This window comes from Agreia bicolorata (assembly GCF_000938265.1).
Classification (GTDB): domain Bacteria; phylum Actinomycetota; class Actinomycetes; order Actinomycetales; family Microbacteriaceae; genus Agreia; species Agreia bicolorata.
Window position 1 is genome coordinate 457,136 of sequence record NZ_JYFC01000002.1, and the last position, 19,210, is coordinate 476,345.

Annotated in this window: 16 protein-coding genes; 8 read left to right on the top strand and 8 right to left on the bottom strand. The window is 65.7% G+C overall.

Annotated elements, in window-relative coordinates:
* From TZ00_RS05630 to TZ00_RS05650, 5 genes are read right to left on the bottom strand one after another with little or no spacing between them, the layout of a single operon-like run.
* Entirely contained in the window at positions 1-858 is an 858-nt protein-coding gene (locus tag TZ00_RS05630; protein ID WP_044439886.1) for a bifunctional 5,10-methylenetetrahydrofolate dehydrogenase/5,10-methenyltetrahydrofolate cyclohydrolase, read from the bottom strand.
* Positions 858-1,670, bottom strand: coding sequence for an N-acyl homoserine lactonase family protein (locus TZ00_RS05635; protein WP_044439887.1), 813 nt, complete (start codon positions 1,668-1,670; stop codon positions 858-860). The genes TZ00_RS05630 and TZ00_RS05635 overlap by 1 nt, the downstream gene beginning before the upstream one ends.
* A gap of 8 nt (positions 1,671-1,678) precedes the next feature.
* The gene (locus TZ00_RS05640; protein WP_044439888.1) at positions 1,679-2,086 is read right to left on the bottom strand and encodes a carboxymuconolactone decarboxylase family protein; all 408 of its coding nucleotides are present in this window, start codon (positions 2,084-2,086) and stop codon (positions 1,679-1,681) included.
* Positions 2,079-3,002: an NAD(P)-dependent oxidoreductase gene (locus TZ00_RS05645; protein ID WP_052521321.1), complete on the bottom strand. Its 924-nt coding sequence runs from the start codon at positions 3,000-3,002 to the stop codon at positions 2,079-2,081. Before TZ00_RS05645 ends, TZ00_RS05640 begins: the two co-directional genes overlap by 8 nt.
* Positions 2,999-4,198: an FAD-dependent oxidoreductase gene (locus tag TZ00_RS05650; RefSeq protein WP_052521322.1), complete on the bottom strand. Its 1,200-nt coding sequence runs from the start codon at positions 4,196-4,198 to the stop codon at positions 2,999-3,001. The genes TZ00_RS05645 and TZ00_RS05650 overlap by 4 nt, the downstream gene beginning before the upstream one ends.
* Before the next feature lie 109 nt (positions 4,199-4,307).
* Between TZ00_RS05650 and TZ00_RS05655 the strand changes: the two genes are divergently transcribed.
* Positions 4,308-6,857 carry a LuxR family transcriptional regulator gene (locus TZ00_RS05655; RefSeq protein ID WP_044439890.1) on the top strand — a complete coding sequence of 850 codons (2,550 nt, stop codon included), beginning with the start codon at positions 4,308-4,310 and terminating at the stop codon, positions 6,855-6,857.
* Here TZ00_RS05655 and TZ00_RS05660 read toward each other — a convergent pair.
* On the bottom strand, positions 6,834-9,317 hold the full coding sequence (locus TZ00_RS05660; protein WP_238579590.1) for a helix-turn-helix transcriptional regulator: 2,484 nt from the start codon (positions 9,315-9,317) through the stop codon (positions 6,834-6,836). The genes TZ00_RS05655 and TZ00_RS05660 overlap by 24 nt on opposite strands.
* Positions 9,318-9,482: 165 nt before the next feature.
* Between TZ00_RS05660 and TZ00_RS05665 the strand changes: the two genes are divergently transcribed.
* The gene (locus TZ00_RS05665; protein WP_044439894.1) at positions 9,483-10,370 is read left to right on the top strand and encodes a dioxygenase family protein; all 888 of its coding nucleotides are present in this window, start codon (positions 9,483-9,485) and stop codon (positions 10,368-10,370) included.
* 49 nt (positions 10,371-10,419) lie between these two features.
* Here TZ00_RS05665 and TZ00_RS05670 read toward each other — a convergent pair whose 3' ends face one another.
* Together TZ00_RS05670 and TZ00_RS05675 are read right to left on the bottom strand one after the other, a co-directional pair.
* The gene (locus TZ00_RS05670) at positions 10,420-11,460 is read right to left on the bottom strand and encodes a maleylacetate reductase (protein ID WP_052521323.1); all 1,041 of its coding nucleotides are present in this window, start codon (positions 11,458-11,460) and stop codon (positions 10,420-10,422) included.
* 8 nt (positions 11,461-11,468) lie between these two features.
* Complete coding sequence (locus TZ00_RS05675; RefSeq protein ID WP_044439896.1) at positions 11,469-12,341, bottom strand: SDR family NAD(P)-dependent oxidoreductase; 873 nt, start codon at positions 12,339-12,341, stop codon at positions 11,469-11,471.
* Positions 12,342-12,505: 164 nt separating this feature from the next.
* Here TZ00_RS05675 and TZ00_RS05680 point away from each other — a divergent pair, with 164 nt between their 5' ends.
* The 6 genes from TZ00_RS05680 (at position 12,506) to TZ00_RS05705 (ending at position 19,182) form a co-directional block, all read left to right on the top strand.
* Positions 12,506-14,029, top strand: a complete 1,524-nt coding sequence (locus tag TZ00_RS05680; protein ID WP_044439897.1) for an FAD-binding oxidoreductase — start codon at positions 12,506-12,508, stop codon at positions 14,027-14,029.
* Entirely contained in the window at positions 14,026-14,901 is an 876-nt protein-coding gene (purU, locus tag TZ00_RS05685) for a formyltetrahydrofolate deformylase (protein ID WP_044439898.1), read from the top strand. The genes TZ00_RS05680 and purU overlap by 4 nt, the downstream gene beginning before the upstream one ends.
* A gap of 19 nt (positions 14,902-14,920) precedes the next feature.
* Entirely contained in the window at positions 14,921-15,886 is a 966-nt protein-coding gene (locus TZ00_RS05690) for an alpha/beta fold hydrolase (RefSeq protein WP_044440389.1), read from the top strand.
* On the top strand, positions 15,873-17,192 hold the full coding sequence (locus TZ00_RS05695; RefSeq protein WP_044439900.1) for an anthranilate synthase component I family protein: 1,320 nt from the start codon (positions 15,873-15,875) through the stop codon (positions 17,190-17,192). Before TZ00_RS05690 ends, TZ00_RS05695 begins: the two co-directional genes overlap by 14 nt.
* Positions 17,193-17,239: 47 nt before the next feature.
* Positions 17,240-18,115 carry an SMP-30/gluconolactonase/LRE family protein gene (locus TZ00_RS05700; RefSeq protein ID WP_084605937.1) on the top strand — a complete coding sequence of 292 codons (876 nt, stop codon included), beginning with the start codon at positions 17,240-17,242 and terminating at the stop codon, positions 18,113-18,115.
* Positions 18,116-18,255: 140 nt separating this feature from the next.
* Positions 18,256-19,182: an SDR family oxidoreductase gene (locus TZ00_RS05705; RefSeq protein WP_044439902.1), complete on the top strand. Its 927-nt coding sequence runs from the start codon at positions 18,256-18,258 to the stop codon at positions 19,180-19,182.
* Positions 19,183-19,210 lie beyond the last annotated feature (28 nt).

Here is a 19,210-nt window from a genome sequence, read left to right on the forward strand (position 1 = left end):
TCACCCCGAGGTCGGGGCGAGCTCCGCTGCCTTCAGAGTGTTTCTCAGCAGCTCCGCGATGGTCATCGGCCCGACTCCGCCGGGGACAGGCGTGAGATAGCCGGCGTGACCGAGCAGCTCGTCGAACCGCACGTCGCCGATCAATCCTGCCGTCCCACGGTGGATACCGACATCGATCACCGCTGCGCCTTCGGCGACGTCATCGCGCCCGACCAGATGGGGAACTCCCGCGGCGACCACGAGAATGTCCGCCCGTCGCATGATGGCCTGCGCGTTCCGCGTTCGTGAGTGAACCACCGTGACGGTGGCGTTTCGGGCCTGGAGCATCTGCGCCACCGGTCGGCCCACCAACTCTGAGCGGCCGACGACGACCGCTTCTCGACCTGCCAGATCGATGCCGGCAGCGTCCAGCAGAGTGATCACCCCGCTCGGTGTGCACGGCTGCAGCCCTGGTCTGCCTCGCGCCAGCAGTCCGACGCTGGTGGTCGTGAGCCCATCGACGTCTTTGAACCAGGGGATGCGCTCGATCGAGGAGCTCGAGTCGATTCCTTCGGGAAGAGGGAGCTGCAACAGGATGCCGGAGACGGCGGTGTCGGCGGCCAGCCGATCGATTTCGCCGTCGATGTCTGCCGCCGTCGCTTCAGCGTCGAGATGGCGGTGGAAGTCGGCGATCCCGGCACTCGCAGCCTGACGCCGCTTGTTCCGCACATAGACCTGTGAGGCAGGATCGTCCCCGACCAGCACGGTGGCCAGTCCCGGCCGAGTGCCGGTTCGGGATACGAATGCGTCGACGTCACGCGTGACGCTCTCTCGGACGCCGCGGGCGATAGCCGTCCCGTCGATGATGATCGTGTCCATCACAGGTTCCTTCTTCCGATGATCGTGAGGTTCGAGTTCACCCTCTCGCCCAGCTCGAGCTCCGCTTGATCGTGGCCGGTGACGACGATATCGACAGCCCCCGAGGCGAGAAGCTCCTTCACACGCCGATACCCGGCGATGGAATCCGGCAGATCGGTCAGAGCGACGAACGGCAGCTCGTCGCGCAGTTCCTCTCGGAAGTGCGCTACATCCGACGTCAGCAGAACGGTTCCGACCGATGTGGCGACCGTCACCATCGACTGCCCGGGTGTATGGCCGCCGACCTCAAGCACGCGCACGCCAGGAGCGATCTCGGTGCTTCCCTCGAAAAGTCTGAGGCGTCGGCTCTGACGAAGGTGCGACAACTCTGCCAGTTCACTGGCCTCGGTGAAGTGAGCGATCTGCGGCGCACGCGAGATGCTGGTCTCCCAGAATTCGACTTCCGAGCGAGCCATCCAGATGGGCGACGTGGGAAAGAGATCGAGATTTCCGATGTGGTCCCAGTGCGCGTGGGTGACGATGAGAGGCCAGCCGGCTCCGGGCTCGACGCCAAGACTCCGATAGATGTCTGCGGGCGAGCTTATGACCGTGCGTCCTCGCCGCTGAGCCGCAGCGGCGGAGAAGCCCGTGTCCACGAAGATCGTCCGAGTCTCGTTGCGGATGACCCAGAGGAAGTAGTCGGTGACGATCGCGCTATCCGGCTCCCCGCTCAGCGAGTAGTTGAGAAACGCCTCGCTTCGCATCCCCACTCGGGTTCCATGCCGCGCGATGGCCACCTCGTACTCGTCATCCTTCACTACCGCGGTGTTCATGCGGTTCGTCAGAGCGCCGAGCCTTCAACCACCGAAACGGTCGGTTCGAGCCCGTCGGCGCCGACGATCTCCCGCCACGCCTCGAAGCCGTCCTGAAAAGCCACGATGCCGGCTTCCGGAAGGGTAATCTCGATTGCCTCGAGCACCTCCTGAGCACTCGCACCCTCCGCGAGAGCGACGCGAATATGCGCTTGGATCTGCGCGCGCGGCGCGCGAAGCACCGTGAGGCAGCAGATGAATATCAGCTCTTTCGTCTTGCGGTCGATGATCCGCTGATCGAGGTAGGCGGCGGAGACGATCCCGTTGGCAGCTTTCAGAACCGGGAAATCGTGCTTCGCCATGACCTTGTGATAGCTGAGTACGTAGCCCCGCTTCGCGGCCATGTCGTCGATATATTCCTGCGCTTCGTCAGTCATGATGATGATCCTTCTTCTGCTGTTGGTGAATCGGTCGGAATGAAACCTCGCCTGCGTTCTCGTACCAGGCGGCCACCTGGGTGTGGTCGAGCTCGCGTCCCTTGCCGAGTTCGTCGAACGCTGTGGTGGTCACGTCGGCGGCCGAATGCAGTACTGAAGCGGGAATGCCGGCCGCATCGACCACGTCCAGCGCTATGCCGATGTCTTTCACCATGAGTGCCAGGGCGAACCCGGAATCGAAATGACCGGTCAGCACCTGCTGAGGGAACTTGACCTCGCTGGCTTGGCTGCGCCCGGTCGATGCGTTGACCACATCCACCATCACGGCGGGATCTATTCCCCAGGCGGTGGCGGCCACGAGCACTTCGGACATCGCGGCGATGTTCGTCGCGGAGAGCAGGTTGTTCAGCGCTTTCGCGGCGTGGCCGGCTCCTGACGGGCCAACGTGGATGAACGCGGCGGACATCGGATCGATGACCGCGCGCGCCCGGGCCACCGCCTCGACTGTGCCACCCGCCATCACCGCGAGTTCGCCGGTTTTTGCTTTGGCGATGCCGCCGGATACGGGTGCGTCGACGAAGTCGATACCTTGTCGCTTGGCGGCTTCCGCCAGTCGGCGGGTGCTCGCCGGTATCGATGAACTCATATCGATGACGAGCGAACCCGGTCGGAGACGTGTGAAGAGACCGTTCGAGCCGATGGTCACGGACTCGACGACGGCGCTGGTCGGCAGCATCAGGATGACGGTCTCGAGATCGATGGGAAGGGAGCGCAGGTCGTCGACGAGTTGGGCCCCCAGGGCGCTCGCGAGTTCGGCGGTCGCGGGTGCGGGGTCGTAGAGATAGAGGTCTGTCCGGCCGAGGCGGCTCGCCATGGGTGCGCCCATCCGGCCCAGCCCGAGGAACAGGAGGCTCATGCCAGCGCCTCGTGGTGACGCGGAAGGTCGCTGCGCAGGACGGTCATACCCGTGAGCCTGTTGAGCGTCGCCGCTGGGTCGCTGAAGTCGCCAGCCGCACGCACCATGCTCTCCAGGGCTGCGGTGTCGGATGTGTCGTACACCAGCCCCTTGATGCGGGAGGCCATGGGCGAGGCGAACTCGCGAAAAAGGCTAAGCCTCGTTTCCGCCCAGTGGTCGAGAAGGCTCTCATCCGCGGTCCCTCGGAGTGCAGCAGACAGCGGCTCGATCAGGGCGAGGAGGTCATAGATTCCTGAGGTCAGCCCGAATCCGCCGGTGGGATTCGTGGCGTGCGCGGCATCGCCGAGGAGAAGCACGCGCCCGGTGCGCATCGTGTCGACCATTCGCTGGTGCATCCGGTAGGGCGTGAACGAATCGACGTCGAATGGCACATCGCCGAAGCCGAGTGCGGCCAGTCGACCCGGCAGCCGGTCGAGCACGCTGTCCTCGGGCAACTCCGCCGACTCGCTCCACGTCCACCGCCAGAGGCCGGTGTCGTTGATCTGCGCGATGACGGCGCCATGCTCGGGATCGAAGATCATGTTCGCTTTCGCCAGGCCGCCGACGACATCGAAGGGATACTGGATGTTGGTCGCGACAAATCGCTGAGGCCAGGTCGTGCCGTCGAAGCTCAGCCCGAGCGAGCGGCGGACTGCGCTTCGTGCTCCGTCGGCGCCGAGAACCCAACGGGTCGCCCAGGTCTCCAGACCCTCCGGGCCATCCACATCGAGAACCGCGTGATCGGCATCGTTGCGCACGGCCGTAACGGTTGCTCCGTTCAGGATGCGAGCATTCGGGTAGCGGGCGAGATGCTGGAGCGCAATTTCAACGACCTCGTGCTGGCCCAGATGCACATTGTAGGCGTAGGGCGAGATCGCCGCGACCGGATCGAGCGGAATATCGGCTCGGAGTCCCGTCGACAGAACGCGCTGCTGAAAGCTCGTGTTTCGCAGTCCGGCGGCATCCATGTCGCCCAGCACGCCGAGCCGATCGAGTCCGTCGAGGACGTGCCAGTAGTACACCATGGCGCGCGGAGAACGGACGATCAAGGGTTCTGCCTCGAAGACGACCACGTCGTGCCCACGTTGAGCAAGCCCGAGGGCTGCGAGGGCACCGACAGGGCCGGCTCCGACGATGGCTACTTCTGCGGAGTTCATACGAACGATCATCGACGCCGAGGATCTGGATCGCATCAGTGGGGCCACCGGTGACGCACGAGGTGCGGTAGCGTGACAAGGCACGACGAGCACGCAAAGGAGCGTCAGCATGACACGGGCGCGTTTTCCGGGGAGTGAGACAGAACTCGAGATAGCGGTCAGCACGCTTCTAGACGAGCTGCAGAATTCACGGAGCGGCGTGCTGATGGTTCGAGGCGAGTTGCCTGTCGATGCTCTGAGGCTGTCGATTTCGCGCCATTCGTCGCATCCCGAACAACGACATCTCGTCGGCTCTGCGGCAGAGACCGACCTCAGTTTTGCCGGACTGCACCAATTGGTGGGGGCACGACTGCGAGAGAGGGCGACCACGGACTCGTCTGTCCGCGCCGTGGCCGAGGTCTTCGCGGGCGCCGACCGGCATCCGGACGATGTCGCGGCTGCGACGCTCGACCTGCTGCGGACCACGTCGCACGGCGGAGTCGTGTGTGTCGTGCATCGGCCGCACGTGGTTGATCAGGCCTCGATGGAGGTGCTCCTGCGCCTGTTCGAGAGTGCACATGCAGAGCCGATCGGACTTATCTGCGTCGTGCCATTCGAGGTCGATCCTCCGAAGATTCCGGGTATGAGGACGGTTGTTCTTCCGCTGTCCTCCGCCGATCTGCGTGGCCGCATGCTCGCGATGAGCGCCGCAGCGCGCGGGGTGCTCGTGCGTACGGCCGCGGATCGTCGCTTCGGAGCAGATCGCGCGCGGCCGGCGGTTTCGGCAACGACGAGTTCGACCGTGCTCGCAGAGCTCGAGAGGGCGGGGTTGATCGCGGTACTCAGGGGCGACGGTCGCGACGCCGACGATCTTGGTCGTGCGGTGTACTCCATCGCGAGTTCGGCCGATCGACGGCGAGCCCACCACTTCCTGGCGGCCGATGCTGCTCACGACGACGATCGCCGCGTTCTGCATCTGGCGTTGTCGGCAACGGGGCGTGACGAGCTGCTGGCCGATCGAGCGGCGGCCGTCGGTGCGAGCCGGAGGGCGCACGGGCGGCCAGCCGAGGCTGCCGAGTACCTCGAGCGGAGTGCGAGACTGACGGGTGATCCTGCCTCGTATGCAGAACGGATGACAGACGCCGCTGATGCCCGGCGGGCGGCCGGTGGCATGGATGAGGCGCGATCGCTGCTCCGACTGGCGCGGCAGCGCACACTCTCCACTCTGCTCCGCGCTCGGGTCGACCTCATCGAAGGGTCGATCGAGTTCTCGGCGGGGGAGCTCGATTCTGCTTACCGTTTCTTCATGGCGAGTGCCACTGCCGCGATCGAACGTGATCCGGTCGTCGCGACCGGAGCGCTGACCCGAGCCGCCGAGGTGGCGTGGTGGTCCGGACGCGCGGATCGCGCTGCGGAGGTTTCTGCGATGCTCGAGACGCTTCCCTCAGACGGCGGAGATACGGCCGCGTTTATGCTGGCACTGTTTCGCGGCGCCAATCGGAGACTGGCAGGCGAGGGTGTCGGGGCCGGTGCCGACCTTCGACACGCCTTGGAGCTCGCCGACACGCTCGACGCCCCTCGAACAGCGATTCTCGCCGGGCAGGCTGCTTTTCTTCTTGGCGACGACCGGGTGGCATCGATGCAGTTCGGTCGTGCCGCCGAGGAGCTTCAGGCGTCGGGGGACGTCGGAGACCTTTCTGTTGCGCTGCAGGATGCCGCCGCCGTAGCGGCCTGGACCGGAGACCTTCCGGCCGCACGAGATCTGGTCGAACGCTCGATTGCGGGAACCCCAGGAGTCAGCGCGTTCGCTTCGTCGGTGCTGGCTCACGTCGCTGCGCTGAGGGGAGAGGCGGTCGAGTGTCGGCGGCTCGTCGATCAGAGCATGTTCGCTGCCGCACACGAACACTTTCGGAGCGCTTCGGCGACCGCAGTGTGGGCGCTCGGCCGTCTCGAACTCGGCCTCGGCAATCCCGACGTGGCGCTTGACACGATGCTGGGTTTGACCGACAGCCAGTCCGGCCATGCGCATCCGCTCACGGCACTGTTCGCGGCTCCCGATATCGTCGAAGCCGCCATGAGGAGCGGAAGACCCGGCATCGCGCAGCGCGCCCTAGCCGACTTCGAGACATGGGCGGTCGGCGGAGGACACTGGGTGGCGGCCGTCGCGCCGCGTCTGCGGGCCCTGCTGAGCGAAGAGAAGTCGGCGATCGGAGCCTACGAATCTGCCCTGCATGCGGCGGCGGAAGCAGACCTGCCTTTCGAAGAAGCGCGAGTGCGCCTCCTCTTCGGGGAGCACCTTCGACGTGGCCGGCAGCGAACCCGCGCACGAGAGCAGCTTCGCGACGCGATTGTCGTGTTCGATGCGATCGGCGCGGCGCCATGGGCCCATCGGGCTCGTGCCGAACTTGCGGCCAGTGGCGAAACGGCGCGGCCGCGGGACGGCGGCTCGGGAAAGGCTCTCACAGAACGGGAAAGGCAGATCGCCACCTTGGCTGCGGGAGGCGCGAGCAATCACGAGGTCGCAAGTCGATTCTTCCTGAGCCGCAAGACGGTGGAGTACCACCTCCATCAGGTGTACCAGAAGCTGGGCATCGGCTCGCGCGCCGCTCTCGCGGCGGCACTTCAGGACGATGCACGGGATGCCGAATCCGAAGGCTTAGCCGGCGCCGAGCGCCGCTGACAGCTGCGTCCTCGAACTGATTCCGAGCTTCACATAGACCTTCGCCAGGTGGTATTCCACCGTTCGCGGGCTCAGGTGGAGCTCTGCGGCCACGTCGCGATTCGAAACGCCCGTGGCGACCAGCTCGGCGACCTGAACCTCCTGCGCGGTGAGCCCGTTGAGGGTTTCGATCCTCGTCGAGGTCGCCGCTTCGCCGCTCGCCCGGAGTTCTGCCCGGGCCTGGGCCGCCCACGCATCCATGCCAAGCTGCGTGAATGAGGCGGTAGCTGCCCGGAAGTGCTCTCGCGAATCGATCCTGCGTCGCATCTTGCGGAGACGACGCCCGAGCAGAAGCTGCGTGCGAGCGCGGTCGTAGGGTCGAAGCAACCCGTTGTCAGGCTGCAGGGAGCGTTCGAAGTGGCCCACCGCTTGCACGTCGTCGGCGAGTAGTCCGCGCAGTCGGGGCATGACTGCGCGGCCCCAGGGAGACCCGGCCTCTGCCCAGCGATCGAACAACTCAGCGACCTTCTCGGCCGACTCGAGGTGACCGGCATCCACGGCCGCTTCGACGTAGTCGGGCGCGGCGTAGAGCACTGTGAGCGGATGCTGCGCGGGGCCCGAGTAGATTTCCGACAGCTCGCGGAAGGCGTCGGCCGAGCGGCCCAGGGAGAGTTCGAGCCGACCCAGAGCCCAGCGTACGGTGGCGGGGTTCGCGTCGGGAGAGCCGGACAGTGCATCGGCGGCGAACCGACGGCAGTCGACCTCGTCGCCCCGGAGGGCTGCCACATGCGCCAGCACGGCGTACTGAAACGGTCCCCTCCGGCGCTCCCCGTACTTCTCCGCGAGCTCGAGCGCTTGATCCGCGGCCACGGCGGCGGCATCGAGTTGACCGTGCCAGGCATTCACGAACGCGAAGAGTTCAAGGGCGAAGGGGAGCTCAGATGACGAGCCGCCCTCTCTGATCGATGTGATCGCAGCTCCCTGGAGGCTGAGCGCCCGTTCGTCATCCCCGATTAATCCTGCAACCTCGCTGGCGAAGACGAGCTGCCGTCCTTCGAGGCCACTGACCGCGTCGAGTGCGGTGAGCACGTCGGGGATGGCGGTGAAGTCGTGTTGGAGGATCCGGAGTCCGGCAGGGATGGAGTCCGCCACGAATCGGTCGATCGAGGAGACTGCTGTCGGCTCGATGCGCTTGCTGAGGTGAACGGCTGCCTCCGCCCAGTCGAGGCGGCCGGACCACCAGGCGACTCCTGCCACGCGGCTGGTCAAGTCGATCGCCAGCCCGGGCGATTCGCTCGATGCGGCCTCGGTCGCGGAGACGAGCAGATCGAATGCGTCGTCGGGATCGGCGGACCGCTGGGCAAGCGCACCCGCCACGAAAATCGCGGTGGCGCGCGCCTCCGGGTCGTCGACAGGTTCCGCCAGCGCAAGCAGACGCTGAGCACGACGATCCAGGCCTGCTCGCCATGCTGCCAATCCTGCACGCACGAGGAGCGACCCGCGCTGGCCCGTCTTCTCGGTGAGCTGGGCAGCGCGCTCGATGAGCAGCGACTCGCTGGCAGGACCACCCCGACGGCGAGCCTGATCGACCGAAGCCAGGAGTGCGTCTGCTGCGACCTGATCTGGCCCTGCGGCGGCAGCGGACCACTGCCACGCCTGCAGGTCGGAGTCTCCAGCGAGTTCGAGAGCCTTCGCGGCCCGGCGGTGTGCCGCGCGACGCTCGTCGGGCGCCAGCGTGAAGTAGACCTGCGAGCGGAGATCCTCGTCGAGAATCCGAACGCGCTCCACATCGACCGTGACCATGCCTGCGAGTTCCAGCAGGTCGAGATCGCTCAGCTCGGCATTGTCTGCTGCGGTGAGCGCGATGTCGATCTCGGCGTCTCCCAACACGGCGATCGCCGAGAGCAGCCGTCGTGCACCGAGGGGGAGCGCGTCGATGGCGCTCGCGTGGAGACGGACCGACCCATCGTCGGCGGGTGTGCGAGTGGGTTGCCAGATGCCCTGGACCGGCACATCATTTGCGGGAAGAACGATGGTGGGGAGACCGATCTCTCGCAGTCGCTCGTCGGCGTCGGTCGCCGAGAAGAGCAGCGTGATGCGCGTGCCCGCGCTTCGTCGGCCGAAGAACTCCATCAGCGCGAGATGAGGCCGTGTCGACGGGTCGGCTGTGTCGACGAGAACAACGAGCGGGTGCTCCTGCCCGATCCGCAGAGCCTTCTCCCAGGCCTCGGCGAACGCTCGAACCCCATCAATGAGAGGAGGGAGGCCTTTCGCCAGTGACGCTGGCCGTATGCTGCGCCACTCGGGATGACGCAGCGCGAAGGTACGCACGAGTGAGGCCGCGTCAGCGGCATCCGGGGCGGTCACCAGAGCGCCTCCTGAGGAGTCGACCACGATCCACCGGTCGAGCAGGGTGAGGAATCGGTCGCGATCGGCCGGATACGGTCGATGACCGGCGTCGGCGCTGTCAGCTGTGCTCACGATGTGGGGCTCCGTCGCTACAAGTGAGGTCATGGATGCGAGCCGTGCCGTTGGCGCGTCACCATGGTGCAATCGGCCGAGCCTCCACATGGAGCGGGGTTCGGACGATGAGATTCTTTCACACTCCTTCACGAGCACCGTCGCTCCGAGCCCGAAAGCAGATCGATGTCCACCTTCGATGACGTCACAGAACAGGTCCGGCGTGAGAGCGCCCTGACCGAGGAGGTGATCGCCAGCTTCGCCGGCTCGACGGACGATCGTTTCCGCACCGTCATGGAGAGTTTGGTGCGCCACCTTCATGGTTTCGTGCGCGATGTCCGGCTCTCTTCCGCAGAATGGGACGAGGCTATCGCCTTCCTCAACAAGGCCGGCCGGATCACCGACGACCACCGGCAGGAATTCATCCTGTTGTCTGACGTGCTCGGCGTGTCGATGATGACCGTCGGGGTGAACTCGCCGCCTCGCTCACGGGCGACCGAGTCGACCGTATTCGGCCCGTTCTTCGTTGAGGCCTCGCCAGAGTACGAGCGGGGCCAGGACATCTCCCGGGGCATGAGCGGAATGCCGTGTTATGTGCACGGCTCGGTGAGGTCGGTCGACGGTGCAGTCGTGCCGAGCGCTCGTATCGAGGTGTGGGCGGCCGACGACGAAGGGTTCTACGACGTGCAGCACGCCGACCAGGAACTGGCCGGCCGTGGGCACCTGTTCGCATCATCCGCGGGCGAATACGATTTCTGGACAGTGCAACCGGCCGCCTACCCCATTCCACATGACGGCCCGGTCGGCGATCTGCTCACCGCCGCACGTCGGTCTCCAATGCGACCGGCTCACATCCACTTCATGGTGTCGGCCGACGGGTACAAGACCCTGATCACGCATATCTTCGTCGCGGGAGATCCCTGGCTTGACGGGGACGCCGTTTTCGGTGTCAAGTCGAGCCTGATCGTCGATTTCTTCGAGCACCCGGCGACGAGCGCGGCACCTCGTGGGCGCCGGCTCGACGTGCCCTGGAGCGAGGCCGTGTTCGAGATCGTTCTCGCCCCCGTCGACTGACGGCCGTTCGGAGCAACGCCGTTGAGGTCACGGCGGTTGCCGTCACCGCTCAGAGCGCCGCCCCGAGGATGGTGGCGATGCCACTCCGGGATACGGGGCGCGGATTCGCGATCGGCAGCTTCGCGGTGACCACATCGATCGCATACTCGAGCTCTTTCTCGTCGAACCCCAGTGCCCGGAGGGTGCGGGTTGCGCCGATCGAGTCGTACAGTTCATCCAACCCGGACACCGCGTCGGTGGCACCGAGAGCCTGAGCCACTCGCGCCGCGGCGTCCGGTGCATCGTGCAGGTTGAACTCCAGCACGTGCGGCAGGATCACTCCGTGCAGTTCGGCATGGGGAAGGTCGAAGGCGCCGCCCAAGGCATGGCAGATCTTATGGTGCAGCCCCGACCCAGCCGCCGCGAACGACAGACCAGCGAGGAAGGAGCCGTACAGGAGGCTTTCGCGTCGCGCCGAATCGAACGGGTCTCCCGATCCGCGCAGCCCACGGCTCAGCGAGCGCAATCCGTCTGACGCCATGGATGCGGTCACGGGGTTCGAGTCCGGTGTCCAGAACGCCTCCACGCAGTGGGCGATCGCATTGAGAGCGGACGCTACCGCGACCTCATGGGGCAGTTCGGCGAGCAGATCCGGATCGTAGACAACGGCCGTCGGTAAAACGCCGCGGTCGTAGCCCGTCTCTTTTCGAGCCGCCGTCGTCAGGCCCCAGATCGGGGTCACTTCCGATCCTGCATAGCTGGTCGGCACGGCCACGATCGGGAGGCGTAGCGTCAGTGCGATCGCTTTCGCCGTTCCTGTCGCCGACCCGCCCCCGATCGAGACGATTCCGTCTGCATCGAGCTGAGCGGCCAGCGCACGTCCAGCCTCGGCGACCTCGAGCGGAACGTGCTGGCGCACCTGGTCGAAGGTGCCTACCAGCCGGTCGCCCAGCTCACGGGTGAGTCGTTCGGCGCGCGGCCGTTCGCGCCCCGAACACACGAGCAGTACTCGGCGGAGGCCGGCACGGTCGACCTCCTCGGCGATGGCCGTGGCGGCGATGCCCGCTCCGAAGCGCGCACGGGTCGGCAGAGAATCGATGGAGAACCGCACGCCGGGTCTCAATCGAGCAGGTCGGGGTTCTGCACGGCGTCGTCGGCGGGCGGCGTAGGGGCAGGGCCGCCTTTCAACCAGGACAACTCCGCTTCGACGGCGGCCACGGTCATGTCGGGATGGGTCAACAGGTAGAAGCGACGCTCTCGGATGCCGTCCAGCACGAGTTGCGCGACATCCTCGGGCGCCATGCCGATCTTCTCGGTGGCCCGCTCGATGTTGTGATGGATGCTGACGCGCAGGTCATCGGAATCGGTGGCGGGAACGCCGGCCGGACGATTGCGCTCCGAATCGTTCATCCGGGTCTTCACCAGGCCCGGGACCAGAAGAGAGACCCCGACGTGGGGGTCGGTCGTACTGAGTTCGCGCTCCAGATTCGCCGTCATCGACGCGACGGCGGCCTTGGACGACACGTACGCGTGGAAGGTCGGCAGGCCCGTGGCGAAGGCGGCTTGGGAGGCGGTCGTCACGATGTGAGCTTCCTCCTGCTGCCTCAGAATCGGCAGAAAGGCCCTGCAGCCGTAGAGCGGGCCCCAGAAGTTCACGTCGAAGACCCACTTCCAGGTCTGCTCCGACATCTCCGAGAACAGGGCGCCGCCTTCGACCCCCGCGTTGTTGCAGAGGACGTGCACCGCGCCGAACTCTGCGACGGCGCGGTCGGCGAGATTCTGTACTTGATCGGGGTCGGTCACGTCGGTGCGGACTCCGATCGCCTCAGCGCCTGCCGCGCGCAGCTCTGAGACCGCGCGGTCCAAGGCTGCCTGCTCCACATCGGCCAGCACGACCTTCATTCCTTCGTGCGCGAAGCGATCGACCATCGCCCGCCCGATCCCACTTGCCCCGCCGGTGACCACTGCCACCTTTGATGTAAAACTGCGCATCTTCGTCGCCTTTCGTAGCTCGACCAGAACTCTCCTCGCCCCGGCACCTGATCGCATCGGTGCCGCCACCAGTGGTGCGACGCACCCTAGGGAGCTCATGGATGCGACACCGCCCGGACTCGCGTGAACCTGTTGAGCAGACCTGATTCGAAGGAGAACAGCGAATGTCCACGACAGCCCCGCCCACGAACCACACGGACAGCCTGCACGGCGCGCTTGCCGAATTCGAAGCGCTCCTCGGACAGGCGGCCGTCATCACCGACCCCGTCGCGCTCCACGAGTTCCGCGACCCTTTCACCTATCGCGAGTCCGATCAATGGGATGCCGCGGCGGCCGTTCTGCCCACGACCACTGAGCAGGTGGCGGAGGTGGTGAAGATCGCCAACCGGTTCGGCGTTCCCTTGTGGACCTTCAGCCAGGGCCGGAACAACACCTATGGTGGACCGGCGCCCAGGGTCAAGGGTGCTGTGATCGTGAATCTGCGCAATATGAACCGGGTCATCGAGATCGACGAAGACCTCGCCTTCGCCGTTGTGGAGCCCGGCGTGCGCTGGTTCGACCTCTACGATGCGCTCGAGGCCGCTGGTGGTCGCCTCTGGACGTCGATTCCCGACCTCGGCTGGGGAAGCGTCATCGGCAACAGCACCGAGTACGGTCGCGGATACACCCCTTTCGGCGACCACGCCGAGAACATCTGCGGCCTCGAGGTCGTGCTTCCCACCGGGGAGATCATGCGCACCGGCATGGGCGGCATGTCGAACAGCCAGACCTCGCATGTCTACAAGCACGCATTCGGCCCTCAGCTTCAGGGACTGTTCCAGAGCTCGGGTCTCGGCATCATCACTCGCATGGGTTTCTGGCTGCAGCGCCGACCGGAGACCTATGCATCGTGTTGGCTGAGCTTCGAGGGCGACGAGGCTCTCGCGGCGGCAGTCGATCGAATGCGGGAGTTCATGCTCGACGGCACGGTCACGAACTATCCCGTGATTCTGCACGGGGTCGCGCTCGATGACGACGGCAATCCGAGCTTCACCCCGGACGACGACCTCTGGCTCGCCAGGTTCGCTCTGTACGGCCGGCCCGAGATCGTGGATGCGCATTGGGCTGCGTGCGAGCGGGTGTTCGGCGAGATACCGGGCCTCACCCTGCGGCGGCGGGTGTACGACGGCACCGACCGCACGTCTCACGCCGGCCACGAGGACCGGGTCATGGCAGGAATCCCCGACATGGACATCCTCGAGCTGTTCCAGAGCGTCTATGGAGAAGACACGGCTCACCTCGACTTCTCGCCGGTCGGCCCGCTACGGGGAAGCGATGTCGTCGAGACAGCTCACCTGATGCAGGGGCTCTACGAGAAGACCGGCGAGCGATTCTTCTCGGGCCTGATGCTCTCCCCGCGAAGCGTGATCCACATCAGCACGATGTTCTTCGACCCGCACGACGAGCAGCAGACCGCAGCGGTCTACGCGAACTATTCGGCCATGCTCGCGGTCATGCGGGAGCGCGGCTACCCGATCTACCGCACCAACCTGCAGCACATGGACGAAGTGGCGGAGCAGTTCGACTTCAATGACGGAGTGCTGCTGCGAGTGAACGAGCGGATCAAGGACGTCCTCGATCCCAATGGCATCCTGCAGCCCGGCAAGTCCGGCGTCTGGGCCAAGAGGTACAGGGAGCAGAACTCATGACGATCTCAAAGACGGAGATTCCGTACATTCTGGCGGTCGCCTGCGAAGACAGGCCCGGAATCGTGGCCCGTATCACCGGAGTGATCTTCGAGGAAGGGGGAAACATCGCAGAGTCGCAGCAATTCGACGATTCTCTGTCGGGGCGCTTCTTCTCGCGAATCGCGTTCACCCCGTCTGGCCCTGGCTTCGACGAGGCCAGGCTCCGTGCGCGGTTGCAGGCACTGATGGCGGAGTTCGACGCCGATTACCGTTTCGAGCGCGCAGATGTGCGCAGACGCGTGGTGATCCTTGCTTCCAAGCAGGACCACTGCCTCGCCGACCTTCTTTATCGTGCGCGTACCGGGGATTTGGCGATGGACGTGGTCGCCGTCGTGTCGAACCACCCGATCTCGGTCTACGGGTCGCTCAACTTCGGCTCCGTCCCCTTCCACCACTTCCCGGTGCTCGACGGTGACAAACGCGCACAAGAACGCCGTATCTCAGCCCTGATCGAAACCCTGAATGCCGACCTCGTGATTCTCGCCCGGTACATGCAGATTCTCAGTGATGAGTTCTCGGCCGAGCTGAACGGCCGGTGCATCAACATCCACCATTCCTTCCTGCCCGGATTCAAGGGGGCGCGTCCGTACCACCAGGCGTTCGAGAGGGGAGTCAAGCTGATCGGAGCCACCGCGCACTACGTCACCGGTGATCTCGACGAGGGTCCGATCATCGTGCAGGATGTCGAGGCGGTCAGCCATCGCGATCTGCCAGATACTCTCGTGCGCAAGGGCCGTGACATCGAACGCCGGGTCCTCGCCCGCGCGGTGAGGTACCACATCGAAGACCGGGTGTTCGTGAATGGGCGCACATCCGTCGTCTTCCCCGATTGACCGGCTCGTCGACATGAACATGACACGACCCCACCTGAGCGGCGAGATCCGAGAGCGATCGCGTCGCGGCGGGTTCTGGATACCGGGACAGAAGGTCACCGGCGAAGCCGGGACCTTGCTTCGAGGTTCGATGTGGGTGGAGTGGGAGTCACCGGTCGATCCGCTTGCCGACCCCGTAGTCTTCGTCCACGGCGGAGGAGGCCAGGGGACGGACTGGCTCATGACGCCCGACGGTCGGCCGGGCTGGGCCGCGGAATTCGTGGCGGCCGGGCATCCGGTCTATGTCGTCGACCGGCCCGGGCACGGGCGCTCTCGCAGCCACCCCGATCTGGACGGTCCGCTGACCGGCTCGATGCCGTTGGAGGCGGTAGCCAGAGTGTTCGCCTCGTCCGTCGGCCAGGGCGACGAAGCGGCTCGCGACGGTATCCGCGACCTGGTCCTCCACCAGCTCGGCGCCTCGGCCGGCCCGCGACACCGCGACCTCGCCGAGGGCAACCGGCGCGACGCGGACCGTCTCGTCGAGCTGCTGGAGATGATCGGTCCGGCGATCATCGTCAGTCATTCACTCGGTGCCCTCGGCAGCTGGGTCGCCGCGTCCCGACGACCCCGGCTGGTGAGCGCCCTCGTCGCCGTGGAACCACCCGGTCCACCGTTCTCCACGATTCCCGGTGTCGGGCGACTCGATTCCGGTCTCGCTGCAATCGACCCGGCCGACGTCGACACCACCGTGGACGACGCCTGGGCGCGTTCGCTGAGCGGAGTACCGATCGTCGTGGTGACGGCACCCGAATCGCCGTTCCGGGACGGAGCCTCGCGACTCGCCGGCTATCTCGTCGCGCTCGGACTCGATGCGGAGGAGCAGGCTCTCGAGCAGCACGGCCTCCAGGGGAACGGACACGGGCTCATCCTGGAATCCAACTCGTCGAGCACGGCCGCCGTCGTGCTCGAGTGGATCGCCACTCGCCGCGGCCATGCTTCGTTATGACGTGCCCGGTGACTTCGACCTGGAGCGCGCCTATGCCTGTCTCATCGGCGGGAGGACCGACTCGGTCTGGCTAGACAGCGGTGACGGCGCGCGAAGCTATTTCGCCATCGGTGAGCCGGTGGATCTCGCGGGAGGCGTTCTTTCCGCCCTTGACCGGGAGCTTCCTGCCCGGAGGGTATCCCCGCCCTCCGATGTCATCCACGAACTCGAGTTCACGCTCGGTTTGATCGGGTGGCTCGGGTACGGGGTGCTCGGGGAGACGTTGGGCATGGAGACTATTCCGGATCTCCGCCGTACTGATGCCGCGCTGCTGAAAGTTGTTCGGGCGGTGATGATCGACACCCAGGGAGCTCACCTCCTGGCGATAGGCGACGAATGGCTGGCTGAGAACGCGCAATGGCGGCACGACGTACTTCGCCAGCTCGCCCTCATCGAGGGAGTCGGCCCACTCGCGCCGCCTCCACCTCCGCGTCCGACCACGACGCGATGGGCGGACTCGCCAGCGGAATACCGAGGAAAGATCGCCGCGTGCTTCGAGTCGATCCACGCCGGAGACGCCTTCCAGCTCTGCTTGACCACCACTATCGAGGTCGCTGGATCCTTCGACGTCTTCGATCTCTACCGCCGTGTCAGGAAGACGAGCCCGACTCACCACGGAGCGCTCCTGCGCATCGGGGGCGTCAGCGTCGTCAGCGCGTCGCCGGAGCGGTTTCTGGAGATCGACCCGGCCGGCCTCATCACGACCCGGCCTATCAAGGGGACACGTCCCCGTGCGGCGGACAGCGCAGCAGACGACGCGAGCCGCGAAGAGCTGCGGCACAGCGTCAAGGAGCAGGCGGAGAACCTGATGATTGTGGACCTGATGCGAAACGACCTCTCGCAGGTCTGTGAGGTCGGAACCGTCGGAGTACCCGGCTTGTTCGAGATCGAGAGCTATGCCCAGGTGCATCAACTTGTGAGCACCGTCACCGGTCGGCTCACCCCGACGGCGACGGTGGCCGACGTGCTTCGCGCCTGCTTTCCGGCCGGCTCGATGACCGGAGCCCCGAAACGCCGGGCGATCAGCCTGTTGCAGTCATTGGAGATGCGGGCGCGCGGAGTGTATGCCGGGGCGTTCGGATACTTCGGCTTCGACGGATCGGTCGACCTGGCGATGACGATTCGAACCATCGTGGTCGACTCTCACGGCGCGACTGTCGGCGCAGGCGGGGGTATCACTGCCCTGTCGAATCCCGACGCCGAAGTCGAAGAAGTGGCAGTAAAGGCGGCACCTCTGCTCCGGGCGCTCGGCTGTATCGGCTGGTGATCGTGGTTGTGACAGCGAAGGAACCCATCGAAGAATGAAGGAACGACGTGCTCATAGAATCAATTCCGGGAATTAGGACCACTGTCGGGGAGAGCCCCATCTGGGACTCGTCATCCAGGTCGCTCTGGTTCGTGGATATCCTCGAACCCGCAGTGCTCCGCCTCGATGAGCACGGCGACCTGAGCCGATGGGCGACACCTCGTCAGGTCGGCGCCGTAGCGCTCGCGGACTCCGGCACAGTGGCGGTCGCTCTCGACAATGCCTTCACGACGCTCCATCCCTCCAGCGGTGACTTCGCGCCGCCGACGGCGGCCGGAGTTGCGGCAAACGCCGCGATCAGCGAAGGGAAGGTCGATAGGGACGGCCGCTTCGTAGCCGTCTCCGGCGGACGCGATTTCAGCTCAGCTGTCGGGGCGATCCACCGCTGGGAGCCTGACGGCAGCGTCACCGAACTCGACGACGGGTTCATCCTCGGCAACGGCCTCTGTTGGAGCGTGGATGGCTCGATCATGTACGTCGCCGACAGCAAGCGCGGCGTCATCTACGCATACGAGTACGGCACGTCACTGGGCGAACGGCGCGTCTTCGCCCGATTCGACGACGACGGCGCCTTTCCCGACGGGGCCACCGTCGACGAGGACGATCATGTCTGGACGATCCTTCACGGCTCGAAGTGGCTGATCCGGATGGCTCCCGATGGCCGAGAGGTGCTTCGGATCGACATGCCCAGCCCGAACATCACGAGTCTCGCGTTCGGCGGCCACGCACTCGATGAGATCTACGTCACGTCATTGGACCCGGCGAGCATCCCCGATGCCGCCGCGTCAGCTCGGGACCGAACAGAGTCCGGGCTGTTGTACCGGATCTCGGGGTCGGGTTTCGTCGGCGTACCCGAGACGCGCGTGAGGCGAGACAGCTACTAAAAGGCGCAAGCGCTACTAGTGAGGTCATGGATGCCGTGCAATGTCGGTGCTGTGAGACTTCGAGCACGCCGAGCGCGGTAAAGGTTAGTTGCACCGCGGTCTGCGTCACAGTCCAGTTCAGCGAAGAACGGAAGTAGAACATGAAGACAATGGTGTCTGGAGCGTCCGGAGGATTCGGGCGCGAGGCAGTCGAGCTCCTGCTGGAACGTGTCGCTCCTCAGGACCTCATCCTCGTGACGAGGAACCCAGCGAGTCTGGCGGATCTTGCCGCGCGCGGCGCAGAGGTGCGCCAGGGCGACTTCGACCGGCCCGAGGAACTCGATACCGCATTCGCCGGCGCGGATCGCATGCTGCTCATCAGCACCCGCGACGTGGGACGGCGAGCGGAACAGCATGCCATCGCGATCGAGGCGGCGACACGGGCCGGCGTGCAGCACATCGTCTACACCTCGAGTGACGGATCCGAACCCGGCAACCCCGCCATCGTCGCACCGGACCATCTGCGCACCGAGATCCTGCTGGCCGAGAGTGGCGTCGACTACACCGTCATGCGTGACAGTCTGTACGCCGAGGCGGCCGCGTTCATGATGGTGCCTGTCGGCCTGGCCACCGGTCAGCTACGCATGTCTACGGGCGATGGCCGAGTCGGCTTCATCTCCCGCTCGGAATGCGTGGCCGCTGCTGTGGAGGTGCTCACGAGCGACGGCCATTCCGGGCGTACCTATCGGATCGCCAATGAGCAGAACTGGTCGATCCGAGAGCTGGCGTCGATGGCCGCCGAGATCTTCGATCGGCCCATCGAGTACGTCGAGCTCACGTCGGAGGAGCGGGACTCCGAACTTGCGGCCGCGGGAGTTCCCGAGCACTACGAAGTGGGACTCGAGACGGAGACGTACGGAGCCTCGGCTCGAGACGACCTGGTGACATACGAAGCCGGTATCCGTGAGCACTACTTCGGCACGACCTCGCGCGACGTGCGCACCCTGACCGGTCGTGGGCCGACACCGTTGCACGAGGTGCTCGTCCGAGGCCGCGACGCCGTCCTCGAGCGTTCCCGCCTGTTCTGAACGACCTCAGATCCGCCAGATCCTCAAT